We start from the raw sequence: 26,725 nt of genomic DNA, 5'->3' as shown, positions 1-26,725 counted from the left end.
AAATTAGTTAAAAAAGAATGTGTCAATTTGTTTTTTGAATGGCTCCAAATGGCACATATCCTTGTTCTAGAATATACAAATTACCTGTTTTTTCTGCCAAAAGTGTTGGATAAGAACTGGCGTATTGTTGTGCCAAAGTAAAAGTTTCTTGTGATTCTTTTTTTATTGATTGGGAATGAAATACTTCTAGAAATTGTTTTTTATCCAATTTTAAATTTTCACAAATACTTAAATAGGTAGCATCTTCATTCAAGTCTTTTCCGTATAGATATCTTGCTTTTTAAACTTCAATAGCAAAAGGAACACTTTGTATAATATATAGTTTCTTTACAGTAACGATCGCTCTTGATGGAATTTCGCTGTCTAAAATGATACTTTCATTTTCTATAAATTCAAAATAATCTTTTCCAAATTCAGTTCCCGTAGTTTGCTGTACTTGAAGGTCGTGCTTTTTGATAAATTGCGCCATTGGTTTGGATTGTTTTCTGGTGTTTTCTCCAATCCACATTCCAGCAGGTAAAATCTCAAAAGTTAGTTTGTCTTTGTATTTATCGTATAACTGTTGGGTGTTGGTACTGTTTCCATAGCACCAACCACAAAGCGGATCCATTACATAAATTAGTTTATTCATCGTGTTGTTCTATAATTTATTATGCCTAGTTATTCAAGAAAGCATAGGAATATTGATTACTATATTTGTATAAATTTATAATTTAATGACTTACAAAACTAAATCAAATTAGTTTACTTTTGTAATATAGTAACAAAAAGTAATGGTAACAATAAGGTAACAAAGTAACTTATGGAAGCAAATCAAAATGAAGAATCAGAGTGTACTTTAATCATTAGAGCCGCACACGATGCAATGGATGTACTGAATGGTAAATGGAAGATTCCAATTATTGCAGTACTTTGTTTCAGTAAAAAAAGATATTCCGATCTTTTAAAAGAAATTAAAGGAATATCAGGAAAAATGTTGAGCAAAGAACTAAAGGATATGGAATTGAATCAGCTTTTAAAAAGAACTGTTTTAGAAACGCAGCCAATAACCGTAGAATATGAACTTACCGAACACGGAATAAAATTAAAGGACTCAATTAAACAACTAGCTGTTTGGGGAACAGCATATAGAAAAGAAATTATTAAAGAATAAAAACATCTTTTACTCTTTAATAATTTATTGTGGATTTTTTTTGAGTTTTTAATCAATTGGCTTTATTAAATTTATTAACCGTTGCTGTAAACTTGTTCCTCAAAATCTGCATATCCTCACTTACTTTTTTATCCAAAACTTTTGCGTAGTGTTGTGTTGTTCTCAAATTTTTATGACCGAGCATTTTACTAACGCTTTCTATCGGAACGCCATTTGTAAGGGTTACAGTCGTTGCAAAAGTGTGTCGAGCAATATGAAAGGTTAGTTCTTTTTCTATCTCACAAACGCCTGCTATCTCTTTGAGATAGGCATTCATTTTTTGGTTTGTCAAAATTGGAAGTAGTCTATCCTCGTTATTACTTTTCGGGTGGTGCTCATATTTATCAATAATCATTTGTGTTACAGGAAGGATTGGGATTTTAGAAGCAGTTTCTGTTTTTTTTCTGTGAGTAAATATCCATTTCTCTCCATCAATTCCGATGCTTATATGCGACTTTGTTAAGTTTTTGACATCTATGTATGCCAAGCCAGTAAAACAGCTAAAAAGGAATATATCACGCACTAATGACAATCTTTCCGTTTTGAAATCTTTTTCAATGATATTTTGAATTTCTTCTTCAGATAAATAAACTCGTTCGACTTCTTTAACTTTCGATGTTGTAATTTGCAAATGGATTTTTGTCTAGCCAATCATTGGCCAGACAAAGCTTGATTATTTTACTAAAGTTCTTGATGTATTTTACAGCTGTGTTATTGGCACAGTTCCTAACGCTTCTTAACCAGAATTCATAATCAGTAATAAAAGCGTGATCTATTTTGGTTATCTCAATATCCGAAACTTTATATTTCCATTGCAAGAACTCGATTGTATGGCTCAAAGATGTTTTATACCGTTCTAATGTTCCTGGTGCATATTCTTTGCCCACCAATTCTTTGATTTTGTTGTTGTGGTCTTGGAAGATGGGAATTAACATTCGTTTAGTTTCGGTAGTTCCAAACAATTCATTCTTCAAAGTTTCAGATGTAATTTTGATGTCTTTTTTAAATAATCTTTTTTCGGCTTCCAAAACTTGATTTTTCAAATAATTCAGATGGCTATTTATTGTTCTAGCTTCTTCATTTGTACCTTTAACTTTTGTGCCTTCTGACGACCATTTCTCTGGATTTACATACTTGTTAGCACTAAACTCAAATAGTTTGGCTTGTATTGTTACTCTTGCATAAATAGGGCAGACGCCCTCATTGTTGGCTTTTGATCTCTTTATGTAAAAGAGAATGGATACAGTAGTGTTCATAAGTGGTAACCTTTTAGTTATTATTAAATTTAAAATTTCTAATAATTACAAACAAGATGTACATATTCTGAATATGTTATTGAACACCTTGCTGTACTGGTGGTTTTCTGCGGGAGGTGTCACTTAAATTTTTATAATTTAGTGACACCTCGAAAGACACCAAAACTTTGAGATTAAATGAATAATTTGACATTCCTAGAAACGAAAAAACCCACTAAATCGTTGAATTTAGTGGGTTTTGTAACCATTTGTATTTCTACTGGCGGAGAAAGAGGGATTTGACAACCTATTCCAACGATTTAAAAACCAGCTATTTGTAATTGAATTTAAAATTGGGTAACCGAATTCACCCCCCTTTTTTATCGTTTTTGAATTCGATTAATTTGTGAATTGTAAAAGTACATAATTAACCAGTTAAAACAAAACTTTTAAGGGGTAAACAATACCAATAAATGAACTGGTTTTAAATTCATTTTTTAGTTATGTTCAGTTCATTATTTGAATAGGACACTAGCATATTTCAATCAACAATCAAAATCAAAACCTGTTCAATCTTTAAACTGGTGTATTGGCAGAACTCATCAATTGATACAAATTCATTTTCAAGCTTATTAAGCTTGGTTCTGATTTTTTGCAACAATCTAATGCTTTGGCGATAACTCTTTCCTGTAATGCGTTGTATGTCCTTTGGGTAGATACACAACCGCTTATTTTCAGTTTTCATACACTATCTATAGCTTTGACTAGGCTTTGATATACTTGAAAGCCCTATGGTCCAAATATTTGATGTGATAAAATTAAGGAATAATCTTTTTTGTTCAGAAGCGTTGGTTTTCTTTAATTTATTAAGTTCATAAATCGGCATTTATGATGATTTCTGCCATTTATGTCACAAAGTGACATACGGAATAGGCACTGCTTTTTTATTTGGTTTAATTGGCTAAAATTTGTTTCGAAATCAATCGGAAGATGTTGCAACAGAAAGATGATTTAGAGTAATTATTAATCTAAATTTTAGAAATTATGGCAAGACAGAAAGGCATAATTAAGTTGAAAGGTACTATCGGAGATATTACTTTTTACAAAACCAAAGACGGGCATTTGGCACGTGAAAAAGGCGGAATAGATGCGAGCAGAATTGCGAGCGATCCAGCATTCCAGAGAACACGTGAAAATGGTTCGGAGTTTGGTCGAGCTGGAAAAGCTGGGAAGATTTTGAGAACGGCTTTGAGAGCTGTTTTAATCAATTCTGCGGATAGCAGAATGGTAAGTCGTCTTACTCAAACAATGGTTAAGGTTATCCAAGCTGATACTACTAGTGACAGAGGATTGCGTAACGTAATTGATGGGGAAGCTGAACTTTTAGCAGGCTTTGAATTCAATATTCAAGGAAAACTGGGTACCAGTTTGTTTGCTCCTTTTGTGGCTACTATTGATCGTGTGACTGGCGCTATCACAGTTGATTTAGCACCATTTATTCCGTTGAATATGATTGCCGCTCCAAGTGGTTCAACGCATTTTAAAATCATTTCTGCAGGTGCAGAAATTGATTTTGAAGCTGAAACATTCGTTGTTTCGAATGCAGAAACAGCTATTTTGCCGTGGACTGTTGCTCCGACCGTCGCTATTAGTCATTCAAACCCTGTAACTCCTGCAAGTACAAAACCATTGTTTCTGGCTTTAGGACTGGAGTTTTATCAAGAGGTCAATGGTCAAATGTATTCGTTGAAAAACGGTGCTTATAACCCATTATCTATTGTGAAAGTTGATAGTGGTGTATAATGGTTCTTACTATAACTAGAACTTATTTCCCTGATGGAACAAACAGTAAACTCGAATGTGAGGGTAAATTCATTTGTAATACCATTGAATTGTCTTGGAAGAATAACGAAACGAAAGTTTCCTGCATTCCGGAAGGGAAATATTTTATAAAAAAACGATATAGCAACAAATTTCAATGGCATTTGGAGGTTTTGGGTGTAAAAAAGAGAAGTTTGATTTTGTTTCATCCAGCCAATAATGCTTTGCAAGAATTGAATGGCTGTATTGCTCCTGTAACGAAACTTTCAGGTCCTGGTTTAGGTCTGATGTCTCGAAAAGCTTTTGTCAAATTAAAAGAATTGGTTTATAAAGCTTTAGATAAGGGCGAAAGTGTTGAATTGATTGTTAAATCAGATTCCCAAACGGGAATGACAAAAAAATAAATTTATGAATGCAATAAAAAGAGCGAAAGCTCCAACTCCAAAATTTTTCAAAGTGCTTCGAAATATTGGTTTGACATTGGCCGCCGTTGGCGGAACTGTTTTGGCTGCACCCATTGCTTTACCAGTTGTTGTTACTTCGGTAGCGGGTTATTTGACGGTTGCTGGAGGTGTTATTTCAGCGGTTAGCCAATTGACAACCGAAAAAGCTGATGGATCACAGTAATTCAACTGTAATGGGTACCGCTAGCGGTACGTTTTTGAGTGTTTTGCCGAATCTACATTCGGAAGATGTGCTTAAAACTATAATTCTTGCCACGCTTGGGGCAATAGTCAGTTTTTTAATATCTTTGATACTCAAAATTTTCATTAAGAAGCACAAAAAATAGTCTAATTCTAGTTGTGGTGACCTTTGGATTAGACGATATTGAAGCCCAAACCTTAAGGATTGGGCTTTTTTGTGGTTAAAAACTAAACTTCTTCAAATAGATTAAGGGTAACTTCTAAAACGACTACTTCTGAATTGTGGTTGTATAATTCTTGCCATTTTGCGCTGTCTATGGCTTTGGCTCTGGTGTCGAAAACTCCAAAACACACTCTTGATGCTTTGGATTTCCAATTGTCGGTTTGGTACAAAATAAATAGCTTCATTTGTCAAAATTTAAAGTTAGAAATTGATTTTATCTTTTAGAATAGCGATATAGAATTACTCTTCTTAAATCGTTGATTAGATTGATGTTTTCGTGAAATTGTTTTTCTTTTTTCTCCAAAAGCTTGAGAGTTGCGATATTTTTTTGATGTTCTTCGTGCTCCTGCATCATCAAACTGGCTTTTAGATTGAATTCTTTTAAAAAATTAGGAAGACGTAAAAATGGAATAACCGAGCCTACTAAATGTGGATGCCAAAACTTGGTTTTCCATAAGCTGTAAGCCACAAAATAGATACTTTCGCAATCTTCTTCATTTTGAAAAATGACCACAAAACTGTTTGTAAAAGGCTCTTTTTGTGGCTTACCGCTGTTCATTCCTTTGTTCAATATGAATAAATGGGGTTTTGTATAACTGGTATTTTTTTGGTGGGTTTTAATGATAAAATTTGTCATACTTTCGGTTTTTAGGATGATGTGCCTCGCTGAACTCGCCACACATTAAATTTTTTAAAAGAAAAAAAAGAAAAAAAAAGAAAGTCATCTCTCAAGTGGAGGTTTCAAGAAAAGCAAGTTTTTTCAAAAAAATACTACCCGGATTTTTACGATAAAGTTGTTCGGAATTGGAGTTTAGATTTCACAAAAAGTGTTGAAGCGAAACGAAAACGAGGGTGGAGATTTTATTGAAAACCGTAGGCTTGAACTTTCTTTTCTTGAAACTGGAGCTTACCTTTACTTTCTTTTTATTTATTTTTTTATTTTCCTCGTGACCGATAAACGTCTTATGAAATGGGATCGAAAAAAGTTGATTCGGAAGAAGGGAGTTCTTCAGAAAGGGTATGAAATTTTAAAGCAGAAAAAAGAAACATCAAAACCATTCCTATTATTTTTCTGCTTTAAAATTTCATACTCTTTCCTGGACTTGATTTTGTAGGTATTGAAAATCACTTTACTGATGTTTTTAATTTTAGACAAAAGTTCCAAGTGATTTTCAATACTTACAAAAACAATGAAAAGATAATTCCTAGTGTGATGAGGCAGAAGCGCAGGCAAGTGTGTGGTTTTTTATTTGCCTACTGGGGTGTTTCTGATTGTTTTTATGATGGCTTGATGCCAGAAACGTTCTTGAAATTATCAGATTTTCAATTGTCAAAAAATGTGCTATGAAATTGCTATGGCATCAAGCCATCGTGAAAACAATTACTTCTTATTTTCTGGCAAATAAAAAATCACACTCTTGCTGGCTTTTTTGGTTTTGTGGGTGCCAAAAATAGCACAATCAAAATTTGTAGATTATAGAAAAAGTTCCTGCTATTTTTGGCACTTACAAAAGCAATGCAAACACTACCGATTTAAACATAAAGTTGCTAAAGACAGTGACCGTGAAAGTTCTTGAAAGTAATTAAGTTCGAAAAATGTTCCTATGAAATAGCTAACGTTGTTGAGGGCGGTGGTGAAGGGTGGTTTTTTGAGGAGCCGGCTGGTGCGAGGAAGCTGCTCAAAAAACCATCCTAGAGCCACCGCCTAGCGCGTTGGGTGTGGCGGCTGTTTTACATAAATGATATTATAACTTCATTGCAAAAACCAAAAAACAATAACAACGCTTTGTAATGAATTATAATACTCAATTATGTAACACAGCTTGGGGAAAGTTTTTGTTGCCCTACTACTAAATTTCCTTTAGAATCGTAAACGTTCTAGGGCGTACAAAAACTTTTGGAGCGTTGGCAAAGGAGTGGCAATTGAAATGTAAAACGTCTTTTTTACCACAGAACGGAAATATCGACTGTTTGAAATCGAGTTGATATTTAGCATAAAAAAAGTGCTTGTCTTTTACAACAAGCACTCTCAATATTAGCCTTAACCAAAAATATTAGTAATTCAAATTCATTCCAAAACCAATTCCCATATCACTGTCATAATGAGTTGTTATGCCAAAGTTTCTTTTTACGATGTAACGTAATCCTGCCATATATTCTTTGTCTGTATTCCACATTATACTCATTCGTAATCGTTTAGATACAGGAATATCTTTTCGTTCGAATTGTAAACGAATATTTCCGTCAGTAAAAATTTCTGCTTGTGCCATAATAAGCATTGGTAAGGTATAATTGATACCAGCACTAAAAACGGAACGATTGTCCTTGGTATTGGTTTGATTGAAAATATTATGTTCTTGCTCATCTTTACCCATTTTTCTGTAACGCCAATCAAAACCAATAAAAGGCATTAGCCATTGCATTTTACCAATGTATCTCCCAATGTGTGTTTCGGTTTCGTAACCGTGCATATCATTGTAACCTAATCTCCATTCTGTTCCAATGCTCCAACGAGTACTTTGGTACATTGCTTCTCCATCGTTTCCGTTGGTTGCAAAATCATTTTCTGCCATAAAATGAAATGCTCTATCATCGGCAAACAATTTACGCTGTGCTAATTTTGGGTTTGGGATCTCGGGATTTGGTTCTTGGTTTTCATAGCTGAAAACTCTACCCATTCCGCTCATCATATGATACAAAATATGACAATGAAAAAACCAATCACCTTCAACGTTAGCATTAAATTCCAAGGTGTCGGTTTCCATTGGCATAATGTCCACAATGTTTTTTAGTGGTGCATAATCTTCTTGACCATTTAATAATCTAAAATCGTGCCCGTGTAAATGCATAGGGTGTCGCATCATCGAATTATTATAAATTGTAATGCGGACATTTTCGCCTTTTTTGATTAAAATTTTATCGGTTTCGGAAACTACTTTGTTATCTAAACTCCAAACATAGCGGTTCATATTTCCTGTGAGTTCAAATTTTAACTCTTTTACTGGTGCATCTTTTGGGAGTGTAGTTTTTGTTGGCGATTTTAGCATTGCATAATTTAAGGTTGTAATATCCGAAAGTGCATTACTGTTATAATCGGCTTCGGTCATTTTCATATCCTTCATTTTCATATCCGCTTTCTTTTTTTGTTCGCCTGTTATTTCCGGGTACATTACAACGTTCATATCCATTTGATTGAGACTCATTTGCATTCCCATATCGTCAAGGTCGCCGTTCATTTTCATCATTCCGTTCATCATTTTCATCCCTTCAAAATATTTAAGTTTAGGAAGAGGTTCAATAAGTTGCTTGATACCATCGCCAATAAAATAGGAGGCTGAATATAATCTATCTTCGGTGGTAGCCAAAAATTCATAAGCCGTTTTATCGGCAGGAATAGTAACAACAACATCGTAAGTTTCAGAAACTCCAATAATTAATCTATCGACTTCTACTGGTTCGACATCGTTACCATCGTTGGCAACAACAGTAATTTTACCACCTGCATAAGTAAGCCAAAAATAGGAAGAAGCTCCACCGTTGGAAATTCTCAAACGAACTTTATCTTCTGCTTTTAAAGGTTTGCCATCAATACTTTTAACATCTGTACTTGGTTTACCATTCATAAGGATTTTATCGTAAAATACATCGCTTACATCCATTGCATTCATCCGCTTCCACTCGTTTTTTACTTTTACACCAAAATACCCTTGCTTTATAGCTTCTGTGTAACTTTGGGTTGTTCCTTTTTTTATTGCTGGATAATCGTTTGCGTTATGCAACATTCTATGAATATTTTCAGGTTTTATATCTGTCCATTCACTTAAAACGATTGGAACAGTTGGCAAATCGTCAATTCCTTTTCTAAAAGTTGGATCGGTTGGTTTTTTGAGCATTACAAAATTTCCGTACATACCTATTTGTTCTTGTAATCCCGAATGACTATGGTACCAATGTGTACCGTTTTGTATAATTGGAAAAGTGTATTTGTGAGTAGTGTTGGGTTCAATTGGCATTTGTGTTAAATTAGGAACACCATCTTCTTTATTGGGCAAAAATAGACCGTGCCAATGCAAAGAGGTACTTTCTTTTAACTCATTATGTACATAGATTTCGGCAATGTCTCCTTCGGTAAATGTTAAAGTAGGCATAGGGATTTGTCCGTTTACTGCAATGGCGTGTTTTGGTTTGTTTCCAAAAGTGACAATTGTATCTCGTACATATAAATCGTAGCGAACGATTTTTTGGGCAGTTGCAGATAATCCAATAAAAAGAATTATGATTGTTATTCCAAAATTATTCTTCATTTTTTAGTGTATTTATCCAATTGATTATTTCTACTTTTTGAGTAGGTGTGAGTATTGCATTTTTATGAATTAATGTATAAGAACTTAAAGGCATTTCGCTAGATTTTATTTGTTTTGCAATTCTGTCTAATTTGTTTTCTTGTTTTCGTTTAGAATAATTGCCAAACTCGTTAAAGTTTAAGTTTTTTTTGCCTTCCTTGATATGTCTTTCCATAAAAAAACGTGCGGGTTGAATATTAGAATACCAAGGATACTTGGTGTTATTACTATGACAGTCATAACAAGAAGTACGCAATATGTTTTCTATATTTTTAGGAACAGTATAGATTTTTGTAAAATTAACAGTTATATCCTGCTCAAAAGCAATGTTTCGATCAGGCTGATATAACTGCATTAACAAAAAAAAAATCAAACTAATGATCGCTATTCTTTGGATGATAATTTTCATTTTATAATATCTTTTTTATTGAACCACAGGTAAGCATTTTAGAACCAAAATAAGGGTTTTTAATTTCTTTTACTTCGCTAATCCAAATAGCCCCTTTTCCATCATCTGCCATTGGGCAATAATCTTGATAGAGTTTTTGCTTTGTTCCAAAAGTTTTTATCAAATCGTTGATGTCTTTACTTAATAAAACGAAATGTTCTCTTTGGTGGTCTAATTTTCCTGCGTTATCGCCAATATGTTCTGCATTTTCTTTGGCACTTTCGGCAATATCAAGATAGGATTTTTTTAGTTTAGGATCAATTGTATTTGTTTTTACAGCATTGAATGTTGCATACAAAGTTTTTCCTGCTTTGGCTGATGCTTTGCTATCATCTTTGATTAAAGCATTTTTTAAAGCTAAATAATCGGTTACAATTTTATCGATTGAAAATTTGGTTTGTACTTTTTTGGTTTGAGCATTTGCAGAAAACATTACTAATGCTATTGCTAGAATTGAAAGAATTACATTTTTCATTTGTATTATTTTTTTAATTGTTTATTGTCGCTATTGACAATGTTTTTTGATGAATATTTGATTTTATAACAAGCCCATCACAAATAATTATTGTGATGGGTTGTTTATTTAGAATATAGAGATTAGTGTTTGTGATTTTCTTTTTCAACCATTTGCATTCCACATTTAGGGCATTCTCCTTTGGTGTCGGCTGTTGTTCCATCCATAGGACAAACGTATTTAGTCACAGTTTTGGTTTTAGGCTGACTTCCTTTTTGAGGGTGGTTGTCTATTGTTTCGGTGATTTTTACCATTCCAGTCCCACATTTAGAACATTTTCCTTCGGTTGTTGAAGTTGAACCATCGGCAGGACAAACATATTTTGTTACCATTTTGCTTGTGGGCTGACTACCTTTTAGAGGGTGTGTATCTACTTTTTCGGTAGTTTTTACCATCTTCATTGCACATTTAGAACATTCTCCAGGTTTATCAGAAGTTGATCCGTCCATTGGGCAAACATATTTGGTTACCGTTTTAGTCATTGGTTGACTTCCTTTTGTAGCGTAGGTAGGTACTTTTTCGGTAACTTTTTTCAATTCCATACCACATTTTGGACATTTTCCAGAAGTTGAATTCATTTCGTCAGGATGAGAAGGACAAGTATAAATTACTTTTTGGTCTTCATTTTTTGTAGCTTTTTGTGCTATCACGGTTGAACTAAATGCAAAAAATGCACTTAATACGATAATTATTGTTTTCATCTTTTTAGTATTTTAATTGTTATTTAATTGTTTCTACTGTTTTACCACAACTCAACATTTGTGAGCCATAGTAAGGGTTTTTGACTGCGTTTTCTTTACTTAACCAATTGGCATCTTGCATAGGACAATATTGATAATAAATGGCTTCGGTTGGTTTTGAAGCTTTTATCAATAGATACGTGTTCTTGGATAATGATTTAAAAGCTTCCCTTTGCTTCTTAATATCTTGTGTTTCGGAAATACTTTTGGCATCAGCAGTTAAATCTTTTAATACTTTCATCCAAACCAAATGTTCGTCCATTTTTAAAGTTTCCATTTTTACTGCAATAATTGCTGAAAGTAAATCTTTTGCTTTCAATGAAGCAGTGTTTCCATCCGTTTTTACCAAAGCATCTTTCAATAGAAAATAATTATCGAAAACTGATTTTAACTGGTTATCATTTGTTTTAGAATGATTAGACATATCCATTTCTGAATGTTCTGATTTATCTGCTCCTGATATTGCATCTACTTTTACGGAAACTTTTGCCTCACGATTGTATTGACAACATTCTGCCAATTTTGAGTAAACAGCATCTGGAGCAAGAAATTTATCACTGTCATAACCTGCCAATGCAATACGTTTGAGTATTTCGTCTTGATTGGTTATTTTTGGGTCATAAGTAAGGACAGCCATTTTTGTATCTGCGTTCCAATCAACGCTTGCGATATTTTTAAGACTTCCTGCTTTTTCTATTGTGGCTTTGCACATACCACAGTTTCCGTAAATTTTAACGGATTCTGTTTTAGCATTTTTTATTTGTGCATTGGATACCACGATTGATAACAATAACGGTATTGCCATCATTATTTTTTTTAATGAGTTCATTTTGTGAATAATTTTGAAATTGAATTAGTTAATCAATAACAAAAAATGAAACTATGATAAAGTCATTATTTTGAAACTGAAATTAACCGATAAATAAATGATTTGAATACCAATATTTGTTATCAATTAGATACAATTATGGCTATCAGAATTGAAATTTAGCTTATTTTTGGTATAAGCCATAGTGAATAGAAACCGGAAGAAATGTTGGTTTCATAATTGTAAAAATTTTGTTTTTCAGAAGAGAAATTAAAAAGATTGCTATTGAATTTTAATTCATTAATAGCAACAGTACAACTGTTACAAGAAGTAGCACAACCACATTTAGAATGGTTGCATTTTCCTCCACAACCTTCGTGGTTTTTTGTTTTGGAATGATTGTCGTTTTTGCAACAATCCTCTTTGTCCATTTTTGAGGAAGTTTCTTTTGTAGAAGAATGTTTTGATGAATTATTTTCACACGCAAAAGAACTACTTGGCATCAATAAGAAACCAAATAATACAATTACTATAATGTGAAATTTATTCATTTGTGCTTTAATTTGAATCAAAATTAATCAAATTATATTAATTGATTACTAATCAATTGTTAAAAAAGATTAATGTGTTTTAAAATCATTTTGACTTTTACCAACGAACGAAAAAAAATGTTCTAGATATTTGAAACGTAATTAGCGAAATGAAGCAAACAAAGACTTGAGTTTAGGAATACTTGGACTAAATGAAAGTTTTGTGCAGCTGAATGAGATAATGGGTTAAGAAAGATAAAGGTTTCTTATGCGAAATCTAAATCAAAAAGTAGTTTGTTTTCTAATTCAGTTTCGGGATTACAAACAGTTTCAATTTCTGAACCATACAGCATAAAACCATTAATGTTTGGAGGACAAACACATTCTATATCATTATTATTTATAATAAACTCTGAACGAAGCTGCATTAGTAATCTACCCAACGCATTTTTACCTTTTAGGGTGTCTTTTGTTTCAGCGATAACTGCCCAGTCTTTGTCTTTATGAGATAATTCCACAATTGGAGTATTACCTGTTTTACTTAAAATTTTAGAGAATTTATCAAAATTTTGAGATAGTTTTACTTTAAGAACCCAATACATTACTGCATATTTGATTTCTTCCCAATCTTGTCTGGTGTGTGTGGTGTATTTTCGACTAACCATTTTAGCTGTCATTGGACTGTTTTGATTGATTATTTCTTCTTGAATATGAGGAAACAAAGGAAATCTACACGCTTGGTATAAAGCTTCAGCGGAAGGGATAATTACGTCATTTACACGAATAGAATAACCCGGAGCCATATTTGATAAACCTCCAAATTCTTCTTTAGTGCTTTTAAAAGCAATAACTTCTGAACTGTTATATGTTCTTTCTGAAATTTTCATAGTGCCAAATTAATGAAAAAATATTAAATACCTCTGTTTTTGAGACAAAATAATGGTGTCCAGTTGTGACTAGGTACATCCCACCAAAATACTAAAGGACAAGTATTGGATATATTACGCCAAGTAAAAAACAAAGTCCCTGTTCCTAAAGTTTTATGACTTCTTACAGTATATCCTAAAGGTCTTTTAGCAAAATCAACTTCATCCGAATTGACTTTTTTTAATAGCTCCAATCCCTTTTCGGTAAATATTTTTTCGAGTTTGTTTCTGTTTTGACTGTTTGTAAAAAAGGTTTCGATTAACGGTGTATTGGGTGTTCTAAATGCTTGTACTTTGCTACTACTTTCGCTAAAATTAGTTAAATAAACCAACACATCTTTTGATTGTTCTTGCAATGGATATGCACAATTTAGTTTTTGATTACTCCATTTTGCTTGATTTTCTATAATATAATTGGCTCTAGTTTGTACCACTTTTTCAATGATATTATTACTTACTTCAAAGGTATCAAATAGCTTTTTCAATCCTTCATCTTGCATTAATCCCCATTTCATATTCCCATAACCCAATTGATGAAAACAGAACAAACTCAATGCAAACGTTTTTTTATTTTCAACAACATCTTGAAAATTTTCAGTTAACCAAATGGAAATATCTCGATAAATAGTACCTCCGGTTGCTAACACATCATCAAAATAAATATGATGCTTTTTAGGTTCGTTTATTGTTAGATCGTAATTAATTCCGAAGTTATTATTAATGATTTCTTTGACTAATTTTAGAATCTCTTTTTGGCTTTTTTCTTCTTTTTGAACATCAATAAAATGCGTATTTGCAATGAATTCATTCATTGTTTGGTACTTGTAAAGATTTTGGAAGTCTATTAATCTTTGTTTCAGTAACTCGATTGCTTTGCTTTTGGAAATGTAAACTTGTGGCAGAAAATGCAATAATTCTGAAAGCACAAATGCCGCATCATCTCCAAATTGATTTGCCCATTTTGTAATATGCTCGACCGACATTTCGTATTTGGTCGCTGGAAAATCACAATGATAATCTTGTAAAATTTCAAGTATTCTTTCGGCTGTTTCTTCCATATTTTAAAAAGTATCAATCAAGACTGCAAAAGTAGGCATAATGTTTATCAAAAAACAAGTTGGTATTTTGGATAGAAAAAAAACTTATATTTTTACGGAATTATCTTTTTTTTGAAAGCATTAATTTCATCAATATAAAACTGCAATTCGTACAAGTGAATTAAGCCATTATCGTTGTCGGGCATTTGTGCCAATTGGACTAAATTAATATTTTGGAAAAGGGATTTCTCTCCTAATAAATCCTGAATTACTATAAAAATGGCTTGTTGCAATGTTTTATTATCACAATGTAATGCGTAGTTTTTGAGGTAAATAATTAGATCTAATCTTGATTTTTCTTCATCATAATCTAGTGCAGCAAATTTGAGTTCACTTGCTTTTAGTGTAATATCTTGAAAAAAGTAAGGTTCATCAAGTCCAATACTAATTTTGTCTATTTCAGATGTTGGTTGAATAAACGCTGTAAATTTCCAGTTCTTGAGTTGAGGTGCATTGTCAACTAAATGTATCACTTGGTGGAAGTAATCCGGATTGCCATTTGCCGTAATTATCATTTCGGATTTGGTTGTTTTTATTTTTGAAAAAACGAGTATAAAATCTAATTCCTTGCAATAGAATTTCAAGTGTTTATCTATCCAAAAACTAATGTGCTTTTGATTTTTAGGTGTTTCATTTACTATGTTTTGGATGGTTGTATTGTTGTCTTGGAACCAGTTCCAGAATGTGTTTATTTTTCTCATTTGTATAATTTTTAAGTTTTGTTTGTTGCTTCACAATGACTTTATCGTTTGTCTTTCGTGTCTTTGTCAAAGGCAATTAGGTTGAGCATATTTCGCAAACGGGAGCGAACACGGTTGCCGTAAGCAGCTTCTATTTCAGAAGCGGAAAGGTTGCTGGTTATGTGTGTTATGACTTGTTTTGAAATGAAAATATCGTATCTGGAGAGTATGATTTCTGCCATTACGTTACATTCATTTCCATAGTATTTTATGTTGGTTTCTACACCTAAATCATCGAAGCAATAGTTTCTGTATTCGCTATGTGAATTGTTTCCGTTACTGTATTTTTGAATGGTTTGATAGCCTTCTTTGATGAATTCAAAACTAATGTCTCGGCAGGTTTTTACTATGAATTTATAGTTTGGTTGTGCAACGTGTCGCATTAAAGTCATCAATGTTGTTTTACCGCAACCAACAGGTCCAGAAAGTAAAATTCCTTTGGATAGATCTAAATTAAAATGGGCTGCCATTACCTCATCTTTTAGAAAATAGCAAATCAGTTTTTGAATATTGATTACATCCGCTTCTCTGAAATGGAACTTTTCGCCAAACTGCAATTTGCCTTTTTGTTCTAACCAAGTCATTATTTCGGTATAATTGTATTGTGAATTCATCGTTTTGAAAATTTTATTTTTTATTTGTCAAAACGTAGATTGCTTCGTTCCTCGCAATGACAAATCGGATTACAATGGTTCTGCATAATTTTTGTCAATGGTTGCGTTGAGGTTGTAGGCTCTTGGTTGCGGATTTGCTTTTTGGGCTTGTGGATTTGGCAAATTGACTGAAAATTTAGGTGTATTCAACATCCAGTTTCGTGCAGCAGCTTGCCAATCTTTCATTTTGGTTTTACCACCAATGAGCCAACCGATGCTGGAGTAATAATTAAAAAATCGTTCCGCTTCAAATTCGGTGAAATTTTGAAACTTGAAATATTCTTTGACTGATTCCAATGTTGGCGATTTTACTTTTTCTTTTTTGCCGGAACTTTTTTCTTTTTTTTCGGCAGTTTCGTTTTTTAAAAACAAATCATTATCAAAATTTTGAAAATTGGTGTCTATATCTATGTTTTTATTGTTTTTAGATGTTTGTTTATTATTATATATATAAGGCAGTTCATTAACCTGTTCAGGAACATTACCATTAACAGGTTCATTTTTTGGTTTGCTTGGTTCAAAAAATGGTGTGGTTGGGTCATTATTTGAACTGGTTTTTTCTTCAATAATTGGTTTTTCGATGTAGCCTTCGGATAAATTATGCACAAAAACCAATGTTCCAGAATACGGATTGAAAGAAGGTTGGTAGTCTAAAAATCCTAATCTTTGTAATTCCTTAATGCACTTATGATAGGTTGCTTTTGATGCAATTTTGCTTCCTTTCATCATTTCGTCTCTGGAGATTGTGATTGGATTTTTGAACCGATTGACATTCCAACATTGAAAAAGTGTTAAATATAAACTGATGTGTGTTGGATTAAGTGAGTTTTCAAGCGCAATGCGATTGAAAAACCCTGTGAGGTGTTTGATATAATTCATCTTACCAGCCATTTAGGATTGAACAAATTGGGAGTTGCTTCGACTTTGTTAGTTTCTAAAACTTTTTGCAAATCAGCATACGCATAGAAAATTATTCCGCCAACTTTGGTATAAGATAGCACTCCATTGATGCGAAGATTCTGTAGAGTACCTGGGGAAATGTTTAGCAACTTTCTGACTTCGGAAGATTTGAGCCATTGTTTTTGCTGTTGCGGTTTTGAATTAAAGATTGTGTTTAAATCAGAAAGCAGGAGTGTGCGAAATTCATTTAAATCTTCGCGAGTGATAACTTCGATTGCCATAGTGTCGTGGTTTTAAATATTTTGGACAAAGAGAAATAATAAAGTAATACCAAAACAGTTACAGGGGGTTACGGAACCCCCAACAAACCCCAACAAAATCAGCTAATAACATTAAAAAAGTTTTTTATTTATGTGTTTTGGATAGCTATTTTAAAGCAATTATAACTAAATTTGCCTAATGAATACAGAATAGTGGTAAACCACTATAAAATATATTGCGAAAGTTATTTCGAGCCAAAGAAAACGACCAAAATTTCAAAATCAGCTCTACAAATAAACTGTTCGCCTACGCTATGCGTGGGCTCGGTTTATCGGAGCTGTAGGTGCTTGGTCGTACCTCTTTGGCTGGTGATCGATGTCCCACGCTGTTGTTTGTACCAATACCAAAATGGATTTTTTTCGTATATATTAAAAAAGATATTATTATGAAAAATGAAACTGTAATTAGTCCCGAGTTACAACGATTTATGGAATTGCATAAAATTTTAGATCTTAATTCGTTACTTCAAATTGAGGATGAGGTGTTGCTTGGAATGGTTGGTTTTGGTTGGAGAATGATGCGAGAAGTTTTAGAACTTCGTGAGACCAACTAATTCTATTATTTTTTCTCGAAGTACATTTTTAGTAGTGCTTTCGACATTATAATATTTCACTTTTATACTATCCACAGAAATTTTTTCGGTGTTGTTTGTTTTGAAATTTTCCGAAATGAATCTAAAAACATCGGTTTGGTTTTTGTGTTTTATAATTCCTGTTTCCATCAATAGACCAAAGAAATAACTTAATTGAGCCACTGACAATCCTGTTAAGAATTTGATTTTTTCTTCGTCGTTAGCAATATTTTGATTGGCTTCTAGTTTCACTTTCTTGGTTAAATATTCTACTTCTTCTTCTAACCAACCAATAATTTGTTCTTTTAACGAAGGTAAGTTTGGCTTATATTTTATGAAGTTTCTACTTTGTTTTTGATTGTAATTTTTGAGGTATCGGTATAGAATATCTATTTTTTTGATATTGTTTTCTTGTGTTTCTAATTCTTGTAGAACCTCAACAGTTAAGTATTTAAAAAACTGTAATGAATTGAAGTTTAAATAGAAAAGGCATTCTTTGATTGTTTCTTCGGAATTATTTTCGGAGTTGATTTGTTTGTGTAGTGTCAAGATAAATTCGGAACAGTAATTGAACTCATAATAGGTCAATTTTTCCTTAATGTTTATTGTTTCAATTTTTAGTAAGGGTTCGAAAGCTAATTTTAATAGCTTTTCGTTGCTATTACTTTTTAATAGTTGTGATTTGACTTCTTTGCCTTTTTTTGTGATTTCAAATTCTTTGACAAAAGTGGAACGATATGGTATTTTAATATCCACATTTAAGTAGTTACGATATTCTTTTTCTATGAAACGCAGTAATTTTTCAAGATAGATATAGGCAATTTTTAGACAATCAATTTTATCATAATTATTAGAAAATTGATAAAGTTCTGATGAATTTATTGGGTTGATTTCTTTGATTAATTTATGGGCTAAATTTTCAAGGGCATACTGCTTTCGATGAATGTATTGTTCAATTCTTTTTTTTGATTTTAGTTTAAAAACCAGTTCTTTATTTATTTTCTTTATTTTTAAGTTTTCATCTTTGAGTGAATGATAACAATACAGAAAGAAACGTTTTTCTTGGGATAAATCTTCTATTTCACACGCTTTTAAAATGTATAAAGTATTGCCGTTTTTGCTACACCAACGCAAATTAATTTGATGCTCCAGAATGTTTAATTCATCCAGTATTTTTGGAATTAATGTTTTAAATTCTTCCGCAACATCAACTTCCTTGAAATTTATTTTTGTAGCTTTTGGATGCAGATTGTGAATTGGTTTTTTGACAACGTACTTTGTGGTGCTGTCTTGTTTTATAAAATCTACTTGGTAGATAAGGAAGCTTTCAGAAGTAAAATTTTCTAGAAAAGGTACTAAATCGTTACTGAAAATAATCTTTGGATTTTTGATTTCTTTTAGGATTCTATCGTAGTTTTCTAAAATGTATTTTGGCTTCATATAGGGTTAGAAATATAGAAAATTAGGTTTCAGTTGAGAAAAATCACGATTAAATTTTTAACTGCTTTAATAGTAATTTCTATGTTTTTTTCAAGGGCTATACTGGTTTGAATGGTATAATTGTTAACGAACTAAAATACTTAATATTTTGATGAATTGTAAAAAAATAACAAATTAAATCTTATAAAAAAATCACAATTTATTATAAATTTGATATAATAAATTGTGATTGTAATACAATAGGGCAATTAAATTAAAATTTAGTGCTAAAACTTCATCCTTTGTATTCTAATTGCATTCAAAATAGCTAACATTGCAACCCCTACATCTGCAAAAACAGCTTCCCACATTGTGGCTAAACCTCCTGCACCAAGAACCAAAACAACTGCTTTTACAGCGAATGCTAAACCAATGTTCTGATACACTATTTGTTTTGTTTTTTTACCAATATTTATAGCTGTAAAAATTTTTGTAGGCTGGTCGTTCTGAATTACAATATCAGCCGTTTCAATAGTGGCATCGCTTCCTAAACCACCCATTGCAATTCCGGCATCGGCAAGGGCAACCACTGGCGCATCGTTTACGCCATCGCCCACAAAAGCAATTTTTAGGTTTTGTGATTTAAGTTCCTCTACTTTTTCTACTTTGTTTTCAGGTAACAAATCGCCATAGGCTTGATCGATATTTAATTCTTTTGCAACAGCATCAACGACTGCTTGTTTATCTCCCGAAAGCATTACGGTTTTGATGTTTATTTTATGCAAACTTTCAATAGCTGTTTTTGCATCTTCTTTTATTTCGTCAGCAATTAGAAAGTATCCTGCATATTTTTGATTGATGGCAATAACTATTATTGTAAAAGGTGTGTTGTCGATTTCAGCATCGTAAGTGATATTGAATTTCTTCATTAATTTTACATTTCCTGCCAATATTTCTTTTCCTTCTACATTACCTTTCAATCCGTGTCCTGCAATTTCTTCGACATCGGTAACGGTTACCTCTTTTTCTGAACCTTTGGCATATTCAATAATAGCAGTTCCTACCGGATGTGTGGATTTGGTTTCTAATGCTGCTGTGAATTTTATTAAATCAGCTTCCGGAATATCAACGGCTACCACTTTTTGAACTTTAAAAACGCCTTTGGTCAGCGTTCCAGTTTTGTCCATAACTACTGTTTGAATAGATGCCATTATATCTAGAAAATTCGAGCCTTTTACTAAAATTCCATTTTTACTTGCTGCACCAATACCTCCAAAATATCCCAAAGGAATAGAAATTACCAGCGCACAAGGACAGGAAATAACCAAGAAAACTAAAGCTCGGTATAACCAATCGTTGAAGATATAATTTTCTATGAATATCATTGGAACTAAACAAATACAGATTGCCAAAAACACAACTATTGGGGTGTATATTTTAGCAAATTTTCGAATAAATAGTTCGGTAGGTGCTTTTTTAGCCGTGGCATCTTGCACCATCTCAAGGATTTTTGACAACTTACTATCAGTGTAAGCCGTTGTCACTTCGACTTGAACAACTGTATTCAGGTTAATCATTCCTGCAAGAACGGTTTCTCCTTTTTGTTTTGTATCTGGTTTGCTTTCTCCTGTTAATGCTGCTGTGTTTAAGGAAGCATTATCTGAAAGTAATTTTCCGTCGAGTGCTAATTTTTCTCCTGGGCGTAATTGGATTATTTCTCCAATGACAATTTCAGCTGCTTTTTTATCAATAGTATTGCCCTCTTTGATAACTGTAGCGGTATCTGGTCTTTGATCCAACAATAATTTGATGTTGTTTTTTGCTCTTTGAACTGCCAGTGTTTGAAATACTTCGCCAACGGCATAAAATAGCATTACGGCAACACCTTCGGGATATTCACCAATAGCGAATGCTCCGATTGTAGCAATACTCATTAATAGGAATTCTGAAAAGATTTCGCCTTTACGTATGCTTTCAAAAGCTTCTTTTATTACCGGAAAACCTACAGGAGCATAAGCTACTACATACCAAGAAATACGCACCCAGCCAGTGAACCAAGTTTGTGGAAAATAATTATCAAAACCAATAGCAATGAGTAATAGCACAAAACTTATAACTGCTGGCAAGAACATTTGAAACGTCGTTTGATTACCGCCTGAATGGTCGTGTCCGTCATCATCCGAATGCTCATCGTGATTGTGCTGATCCTTTACTACTTTTTTAGCCTTTGTATCATCGTGTTCGTTGCTACAACAGCTTTCTTTTTTAGTTTTCTTTTTTACCTGCTTATCTGCTATTTTATTTATTTTTTCTTCTTGTGAACAGCAAGTCATTTTGCCTTGAGCATCATAAGTGTGCTTGTGTTTTGGATCTGTATTTTTCATTTTTTAATCATTTTAAATTAATTAAGAATATTTTATTTAATCATTTTCGTTTTCCTTACCGTGTTTTATTATCATATTTTGCTTCCATTTTATATACCATTTTTGATGGTGTAATGAAAGTAGAAAATACAATGCGCAAGCACCTATTATAGCTATAATAAACATATCTAATCCTACCGCAACACCAACTGCTGATGTACACCATACGGTTGCTGCTGTTGTTAATCCGTGTGATGTTCCTGCAGTAGAATTGCGATAAATAATTCCAGCACCTAGAAAACCAACGCCTGTTACAATATTTGCAATTACTCTTGAAGTATCCGCTGGGTTATTTACCAAATGGGCTGTAATAGCTGTAAACAAAGTTGCGCCAATACATACGGCTGCATACGTTCTTATTCCTGCATCTTGACCGTGTTTTTCTCTATCTAAACCAATAAATCCTCCTAATAAAAAGGAGACAATCAGTTTGGAAACAATAATTAATTCTGCATTTATATCCATAATTTATATATTACATTATATAAAACGATTTTGGCTTTTCTACAATTGGTAAATCTGTATCGCCTATCAATTCTTTAATATTTATTTCTATTGTTATTGCAAGACTTGTCATTGGAATGTCGGTTGTTACATTTTCGAACGGATCTTGTAATATAATTGCCGTTCGTTCTATGGCTATAAATATTATAGGTATCAAAGCTGTTAAAAATATTTCTACTAAAACGTATTTATCATCTAACCCAAATGGTAAAAGCGTGGCAAAAACATAAATAAAAAAGTGTACCAATAAGCTGTATGATTTTGGAAAAACGGTATTTTTAATACGTTCGCATTTTCCCATAGAGTCGCACAAGCGACTTAAAGTACTGTCAATCTGTATTTGCTTGAAATCGCTAATTTCTAGTTTAGATAGTGCTTCACTATGTTGATTAATTATTGCATTTGGGATGTTGTTTTTTGATAATTTATGTTCTTTAACATAATCGTATACTTTTTTTGAATACGATAATTTTCGCAACGATTCTCCTAAAACATAACACCAAATTATTTGACGGTACGCAAAATCCTGCACAATTTTAGTGTCTTTTTCTGGTAAAAATTGCTTTACTTGACGTATTAAAGTTCTTGAATCGTTTACTATTGCACCCCAAATTATTCTTGCTTCCCACCATCTTTCATAAGCTTGGGCTGTTCTAAAAGCCAGTAATAATGATAATGCAGTTCCGATTATGGCACTCATAGCAATTGGTATTTCTATTTTTGACAGAAAACCGTACTGGTCAGCAATTCCTACTACTATAGCATAGATTAGAATGGCAGTTATGTCAAATTTTATTTGTTTCAAAAATGTGAATATTGATATTCTTTTATTTAATAGCATAAATTAATTTTTTAATTATTTAGACAAAATCCATCTAGAACAAAAACATAATCATTTATAATTAATTACTTTGTTTCATCTTACCATTTTTGAATCGTTCACTCGCAGTTTTCTTTCGTTTTAGAATGTTTGTAACCTTTTTATTTTTACTATATAAAACATAAGTATTTGATTTTAAATAAAAAGAACTATTTATTCCCAAAGCTGTGGGATTTTTTTCCTCTGTTTTTTATTAACCCATTTATTCAATTTATAGCAAAGATAAGCCGATCCGCTTCCTATGATTGCGCCAGCTAACACGTCACTTGGATAATGAACACCCAATACTATACGAGAATAGCTTACTGCACTTGCCCACGCAAATGAAGGAGCAATAATATACCATTTTGGATACGCCATACTCAAAGAAGTGGCAGTTGCAAAAGCTAAAGAAGCGTGCCCTGATGGGAAAGAAGGTTCGGTTGCTGTTGTAACTTGCTCAATATCTGGATAAGTTACAAATGGTCGTTCTCTATTTACTGTTTTTTTTAAAGTAAATGTTATAAATCCTGAAGCCAAAAAGGCTTCTCCAATAAAAATAGCTTTCTTTTTGACTGTACTATCTTTCATTATCAATCCGACAGAGTACATAATAATTGGAGTTCCAATACTTACAGGAGCTAGACTATTTGTAATTCCTTTTAATGCTGGATCCAGTGATTTGTTCCTATTATGATTTATGTTTCTTAAAACATCAATGTCTAAATTCTGGGCATTTGCAAAGTTTATGCAAAAAAACAACACCACTAAATTGGTTATTTGTAACAAATTTATTTTGTTTTTCATTCTTCTGTCTTTTTAATCAAAATTTTTATAATGCAAATGAGTACAGAAAACAATACTCATTTATGTTCTACTTTTTAATGCTTGTGCTTTAGATCGTGCGAACAGCCGTGTTATTTATCTTCGGCAGACATTTCTTTCGCTTTAGCGTTTATGAACATCATCAGAATGATTTTCTGAATCATTGTGAGTAGAACAACCTGTTTGTTTGTTTGTTTGTTTGTTTGTTTGTTTGTTTGTTTGTTTGTTTGTTTGGTGATTTATTTTTTCTTCCTGTCTGCACCAAAGCTGTTTGCTGTTTGCATCGTATTTGTGTTGGTGTTTATTTTTTAGTTATTTATGATTATGTTCTAAATGGTTTTTATTTTCTTCGTGTTCAATTTTTATTAATGACATTTTGCAAACAGGACATTTTCCAGAAATGTCATAAAATTTCCCTTTTTCACATTTCATAGGGCATTCGTAGACTATCTTATGGGCTTCTGCCTTTTTGTGAATATGAACCTTTTGTACTTTTTTCTCTTCTTTACAGGAAAAAACAATCGTCATTATTGCAATATTTATAATTCCTAGTACTATTAATTTTTTCATCAAACTAGATTTAAAATGTTTTTTAAATTATATAAAAAAAGGTTGCAAATAGTATAACTATTTACAACCCTAATTTGATACTTGGTTAATGTTATTATGAAAAAACGGTAGCCATTCCAAGCAAACCTGAAAGCATTAATACACACTTCCAACAATTGAGTCTGTTGTTCATTTTCTAAATTTTTTATGTTAATACTATAATACATAGGTGCAATTTTTATGCCATTTATACAGTAAATGGGAGCTATGATTTTGATTTTTATATTAAATAGTTATTTAAAACTGGCAATACTATTAATAGTCAGTGCCACAATAATTGTATTGAACGCAAATGAAATTAGACTGTGCAACAAAACAAATCTTCTGATAACCTTTGAGCTTACTTGGACATCTGAAACTTGAAATGTCATACCAATTACGAATGAGAAATAGGCGAAATCAATATAATCAGGCTCCTCCTTACACGGAAATTTGATACCTCCAACATTACTACCCGTTTTTAATTGATTATGGTCGTGATATAAGTGTGCATACCGAATTGTAAAAATTGTATGAAGCAATGTCCACGACACTAAAATGGGCGATAATGAAACGATTGCATCAAATATTCTGTTAAAGGACGATTCTTCTGTACCTTTTAAAAGGAGTAAAGTACCAAACAAACTAACACAAACAGCAATGAGCACTATCGTAAAAATCACTTTAAGTCCATCATCCTGACGCTCTACCACCTCACATAGATCTTTATTTGTGGTAGTAAAAAACAATGCCCAGCTAAATATAATTAGAGAAAGACAAAAGAGATCCCAGGATAAAATTATCCTGTTTTTAATATCAATTTTAAAAAACAGTAAAATGAAATACAACAATAATGATAAGGTAAGACAAATTATTATCTTTTTTATTCCGCTAGTATTTCGCAGAAAACTATATTTTGTTGTTTTCATATTCAGCAATTAATGATTTTTCTAATATTATTTTGGGGGCATAGTCTTCATCAATTAATTTACTATCACAACCGCCAATACAAATAATACTAGCGGTTTTAGATAGTCTTAAATTTTCTAATTGCCCATAACGTTTTAGGATATTTTTATCACACTCCGTTCGATTCGAGCTATTGTTGTGAATAAAATTTACTAATGCTTCTTAAACTACTTATTAATGTGTATGCTCACCGCCACCTTTCATAGCAGACAGTAAATAAAAAGCTCCTTTAATTACAATTTTTGCATCGGCAGGAATTGCTTCAACAAATTTCACTTCGGTATACCCTAAATCTGTTGTTCCTGGTACAACTTCTATTGCTTTGAAATGTACTTCGTTGTGTCCTTCTTCCTCGCCAACAGCTTCTTCAGAATGTGCTTCGCCTTCTTTGTGTTCGTGAGCTTCTGCTTTTTTACCTGTGGCTTTTTCTTCGTGTTCTTCTTGGATATAGACAAAGTATTTATCTCCATTTTTTACAACAGCATCTTTGGGTAGGGCAGGGACGGTTGCATTTTTAATATTGATATTGGCAGAAACATACATTCCAGAAATTAAATCTTTGGAATCAGCTGGATTAATTTTGGCGTGAACAGCAACGGTTTTGCTTTCATTTGAAAAGGATTTATTGATACCAAATATTTTTCCTTTAATGGATTTGTTTCCTTGATTAGTCAAAATAAAGTCTATCGTTTGCCCCACAGAAATTGATTCCAAATCTTTTTCATAAACGTTTAAGTCCAAGTGCATCTGGCTATTATCTACGACTTCAAAAAGGGTTATTCCTGTTTCGGCAAATGCTCCTTTGGCAATGCTGATTTTTCCAACATAACCGGATATTGGTGAAACTATCGGTACCAAACTTGATCCGCTTGTGCTCATATTCAGGGCTTGCAATTTGTTTTTTGCAGCTTTTGCTCTGGCTCTTTCAACAGCTAGTTTTGATTTTACTTCCTGAAGTACTTTTCTAGGGTTTACATTTTCATCAGTTAATGTTTTCTGGCGATTGTATTCTAATTGCAGGTATTCAATATTGGCAACAGCCGAATTATAATCTTCCTGCATTCCAACTACTTCTAAATTTTGAATAGTTGCCAGTACTTTTCCTTTGTTTACATACGTGCCTTCTAAAACAAAAATATCCTTAACCGTTCCTCCAATTAAGGTTGAAATGTTAGCCCTGTTTTGTGGTGGAACTGTCGTATATCCATTGGCTTTAATCACTAAATTAAGATTCCTGTTTTCTACAGAACCTGTTTGAATACCAACTGTTTTGAATTGTAAGGCTGTTAATGCTACTTCGTTTTCTGATTTTTCTTCTTCGTGTCCTGCTTCTTCTGTTTTCTTTTCTCCACAAGAGGTGAGAAGTAGTAAGAATAAAGTATTAAGTATTAAGAAAATTTTGAATTTTGAATTTATATTTTTCATTTTGAGA

31 protein-coding genes are annotated in these 26,725 nt (G+C 32.5%); 5 read left to right on the top strand and 26 right to left on the bottom strand.

Translation table 11 applies throughout. The features are described from left to right. Positions 1-22: 22 nt before the first annotated feature. Together OZP15_RS10090 and OZP15_RS10085 are read right to left on the bottom strand one after the other, a co-directional pair. A complete protein-coding gene (locus OZP15_RS10090; RefSeq protein ID WP_281336019.1) occupies positions 23-208 on the bottom strand; it encodes a thioredoxin domain-containing protein in 186 nt (61 codons plus the stop codon). A gap of 72 nt (positions 209-280) precedes the next feature. Beyond that, positions 281-631 (bottom strand): thioredoxin domain-containing protein, encoded by a 351-nt coding sequence (locus OZP15_RS10085; RefSeq protein WP_269225327.1) that lies wholly within the window; start codon positions 629-631, stop codon positions 281-283. A gap of 171 nt (positions 632-802) precedes the next feature. Here OZP15_RS10085 and OZP15_RS10080 point away from each other — a divergent pair, with 171 nt between their 5' ends. Beyond that, positions 803-1,153, top strand: a complete 351-nt coding sequence (locus OZP15_RS10080) for a winged helix-turn-helix transcriptional regulator (protein WP_110306986.1) — start codon at positions 803-805, stop codon at positions 1,151-1,153. Positions 1,154-1,205: 52 nt separating this feature from the next. On the opposite strand, the gene OZP15_RS16270 is transcribed toward OZP15_RS10080, so the two are convergent. Both OZP15_RS16270 and OZP15_RS16265 read right to left on the bottom strand, forming a co-directional pair. Beyond that, complete coding sequence (locus OZP15_RS16270; protein WP_349293255.1) at positions 1,206-1,823, bottom strand: site-specific integrase; 618 nt, start codon at positions 1,821-1,823, stop codon at positions 1,206-1,208. Then, positions 1,798-2,448: a phage integrase SAM-like domain and Arm DNA-binding domain-containing protein gene (locus OZP15_RS16265; protein ID WP_349293254.1), complete on the bottom strand. Its 651-nt coding sequence runs from the start codon at positions 2,446-2,448 to the stop codon at positions 1,798-1,800. The genes OZP15_RS16270 and OZP15_RS16265 overlap by 26 nt, the downstream gene beginning before the upstream one ends. 1,023 nt (positions 2,449-3,471) lie before the next feature. Between OZP15_RS16265 and OZP15_RS10065 the strand changes: the two genes are divergently transcribed. Genes OZP15_RS10065 through OZP15_RS10055 form a run of 3 tightly spaced genes read left to right on the top strand, consistent with a single transcriptional unit; the run spans position 3,472 to position 4,875 of the window. After that, positions 3,472-4,230 carry a hypothetical protein gene (locus tag OZP15_RS10065; RefSeq protein ID WP_269225325.1) on the top strand — a complete coding sequence of 253 codons (759 nt, stop codon included), beginning with the start codon at positions 3,472-3,474 and terminating at the stop codon, positions 4,228-4,230. Then, complete coding sequence (locus OZP15_RS10060; protein WP_281336018.1) at positions 4,230-4,652, top strand: DUF5675 family protein; 423 nt, start codon at positions 4,230-4,232, stop codon at positions 4,650-4,652. Before OZP15_RS10065 ends, OZP15_RS10060 begins: the two co-directional genes overlap by 1 nt. A gap of 4 nt (positions 4,653-4,656) precedes the next feature. Next, complete coding sequence (locus tag OZP15_RS10055) at positions 4,657-4,875, top strand: hypothetical protein (RefSeq protein ID WP_269225324.1); 219 nt, start codon at positions 4,657-4,659, stop codon at positions 4,873-4,875. 245 nt (positions 4,876-5,120) lie between these two features. Here OZP15_RS10055 and OZP15_RS10050 read toward each other — a convergent pair whose 3' ends face one another. From OZP15_RS10050 to OZP15_RS09985, 14 genes are all read right to left on the bottom strand, one after another. After that, entirely contained in the window at positions 5,121-5,300 is a 180-nt protein-coding gene (locus tag OZP15_RS10050; RefSeq protein ID WP_103725652.1) for a hypothetical protein, read from the bottom strand. 29 nt (positions 5,301-5,329) lie between these two features. Then, positions 5,330-5,752 (bottom strand): DUF6943 family protein, encoded by a 423-nt coding sequence (locus OZP15_RS10045; RefSeq protein ID WP_281336017.1) that lies wholly within the window; start codon positions 5,750-5,752, stop codon positions 5,330-5,332. 1,417 nt (positions 5,753-7,169) lie between these two features. After that, positions 7,170-9,419, bottom strand: coding sequence for a multicopper oxidase family protein (locus OZP15_RS10040; RefSeq protein ID WP_281336016.1), 2,250 nt, complete (start codon positions 9,417-9,419; stop codon positions 7,170-7,172). Beyond that, complete coding sequence (locus tag OZP15_RS10035; RefSeq protein WP_281336015.1) at positions 9,409-9,867, bottom strand: heme-binding domain-containing protein; 459 nt, start codon at positions 9,865-9,867, stop codon at positions 9,409-9,411. The genes OZP15_RS10040 and OZP15_RS10035 overlap by 11 nt, the downstream gene beginning before the upstream one ends. A gap of 1 nt (position 9,868) precedes the next feature. Beyond that, positions 9,869-10,381, bottom strand: coding sequence for a DUF3347 domain-containing protein (locus OZP15_RS10030; protein WP_281336014.1), 513 nt, complete (start codon positions 10,379-10,381; stop codon positions 9,869-9,871). Between the two features lie 122 nt (positions 10,382-10,503). After that, positions 10,504-11,121 (bottom strand): heavy metal-binding domain-containing protein, encoded by a 618-nt coding sequence (locus tag OZP15_RS10025; RefSeq protein WP_269225322.1) that lies wholly within the window; start codon positions 11,119-11,121, stop codon positions 10,504-10,506. A gap of 19 nt (positions 11,122-11,140) precedes the next feature. Continuing rightward, complete coding sequence (locus OZP15_RS10020; RefSeq protein ID WP_281336013.1) at positions 11,141-11,989, bottom strand: DUF3347 domain-containing protein; 849 nt, start codon at positions 11,987-11,989, stop codon at positions 11,141-11,143. 158 nt (positions 11,990-12,147) lie between these two features. After that, positions 12,148-12,519: a hypothetical protein gene (locus OZP15_RS10015; protein ID WP_269225321.1), complete on the bottom strand. Its 372-nt coding sequence runs from the start codon at positions 12,517-12,519 to the stop codon at positions 12,148-12,150. Between the two features lie 245 nt (positions 12,520-12,764). Beyond that, entirely contained in the window at positions 12,765-13,385 is a 621-nt protein-coding gene (locus tag OZP15_RS10010; protein WP_269225320.1) for an NADAR family anti-phage protein, read from the bottom strand. 23 nt (positions 13,386-13,408) lie between these two features. Then, complete coding sequence (locus OZP15_RS10005) at positions 13,409-14,482, bottom strand: phosphoribosyltransferase-like anti-phage protein (RefSeq protein ID WP_269225319.1); 1,074 nt, start codon at positions 14,480-14,482, stop codon at positions 13,409-13,411. Between the two features lie 92 nt (positions 14,483-14,574). Continuing rightward, complete coding sequence (locus OZP15_RS10000) at positions 14,575-15,222, bottom strand: hypothetical protein (protein ID WP_281336012.1); 648 nt, start codon at positions 15,220-15,222, stop codon at positions 14,575-14,577. A 41-nt stretch (positions 15,223-15,263) separates the two neighbouring features. Continuing rightward, a complete protein-coding gene (locus OZP15_RS09995; RefSeq protein ID WP_269225317.1) occupies positions 15,264-15,875 on the bottom strand; it encodes an ATP-binding protein in 612 nt (203 codons plus the stop codon). 69 nt (positions 15,876-15,944) lie between these two features. After that, the gene (locus OZP15_RS09990) at positions 15,945-16,793 is read right to left on the bottom strand and encodes a transcriptional regulator (protein WP_269225316.1); all 849 of its coding nucleotides are present in this window, start codon (positions 16,791-16,793) and stop codon (positions 15,945-15,947) included. Next, a complete protein-coding gene (locus OZP15_RS09985; RefSeq protein WP_269225315.1) occupies positions 16,790-17,095 on the bottom strand; it encodes a helix-turn-helix domain-containing protein in 306 nt (101 codons plus the stop codon). Before OZP15_RS09985 ends, OZP15_RS09990 begins: the two co-directional genes overlap by 4 nt. A 425-nt stretch (positions 17,096-17,520) precedes the next feature. Between OZP15_RS09985 and OZP15_RS09980 the strand changes: the two genes are divergently transcribed. Then, complete coding sequence (locus OZP15_RS09980) at positions 17,521-17,688, top strand: hypothetical protein (RefSeq protein WP_269225314.1); 168 nt, start codon at positions 17,521-17,523, stop codon at positions 17,686-17,688. Here OZP15_RS09980 and OZP15_RS09975 read toward each other — a convergent pair. The 8 genes from OZP15_RS09975 to OZP15_RS09940 form a co-directional block, all read right to left on the bottom strand. Next, entirely contained in the window at positions 17,665-19,146 is a 1,482-nt protein-coding gene (locus OZP15_RS09975) for a BAR domain-containing protein (RefSeq protein WP_281336011.1), read from the bottom strand. The two genes, OZP15_RS09980 and OZP15_RS09975, sit on opposite strands and share 24 nt — an antisense overlap. Before the next feature lie 266 nt (positions 19,147-19,412). Beyond that, positions 19,413-21,509: a heavy metal translocating P-type ATPase gene (locus OZP15_RS09970; protein ID WP_269225311.1), complete on the bottom strand. Its 2,097-nt coding sequence runs from the start codon at positions 21,507-21,509 to the stop codon at positions 19,413-19,415. 36 nt (positions 21,510-21,545) lie between these two features. Continuing rightward, complete coding sequence (locus OZP15_RS09965) at positions 21,546-22,013, bottom strand: MgtC/SapB family protein (protein ID WP_024981668.1); 468 nt, start codon at positions 22,011-22,013, stop codon at positions 21,546-21,548. A gap of 10 nt (positions 22,014-22,023) precedes the next feature. Then, on the bottom strand, positions 22,024-22,893 hold the full coding sequence (locus OZP15_RS09960) for a bestrophin family protein (protein WP_131910601.1): 870 nt from the start codon (positions 22,891-22,893) through the stop codon (positions 22,024-22,026). A 192-nt stretch (positions 22,894-23,085) separates the two neighbouring features. After that, positions 23,086-23,718, bottom strand: a complete 633-nt coding sequence (locus OZP15_RS09955; RefSeq protein WP_281336010.1) for a phosphatase PAP2 family protein — start codon at positions 23,716-23,718, stop codon at positions 23,086-23,088. A 330-nt stretch (positions 23,719-24,048) separates the two neighbouring features. Further along, the gene (locus OZP15_RS09950; protein WP_281336009.1) at positions 24,049-24,306 is read right to left on the bottom strand and encodes a heavy metal-binding domain-containing protein; all 258 of its coding nucleotides are present in this window, start codon (positions 24,304-24,306) and stop codon (positions 24,049-24,051) included. A 272-nt stretch (positions 24,307-24,578) separates the two neighbouring features. Continuing rightward, a complete protein-coding gene (locus OZP15_RS09945) occupies positions 24,579-25,253 on the bottom strand; it encodes a DUF1345 domain-containing protein (RefSeq protein ID WP_281336008.1) in 675 nt (224 codons plus the stop codon). A gap of 214 nt (positions 25,254-25,467) precedes the next feature. Continuing rightward, positions 25,468-26,718 (bottom strand): efflux RND transporter periplasmic adaptor subunit, encoded by a 1,251-nt coding sequence (locus OZP15_RS09940; protein WP_281336007.1) that lies wholly within the window; start codon positions 26,716-26,718, stop codon positions 25,468-25,470. Between the last annotated feature and the right edge of the window lie 7 nt (positions 26,719-26,725).

It is taken from the genome of Flavobacterium eburneipallidum (genome assembly GCF_027111355.2).
GTDB classification, from domain to species: domain Bacteria; phylum Bacteroidota; class Bacteroidia; order Flavobacteriales; family Flavobacteriaceae; genus Flavobacterium; species Flavobacterium eburneipallidum.
This window is presented reverse-complemented; position numbering and strand designations above follow the sequence as displayed.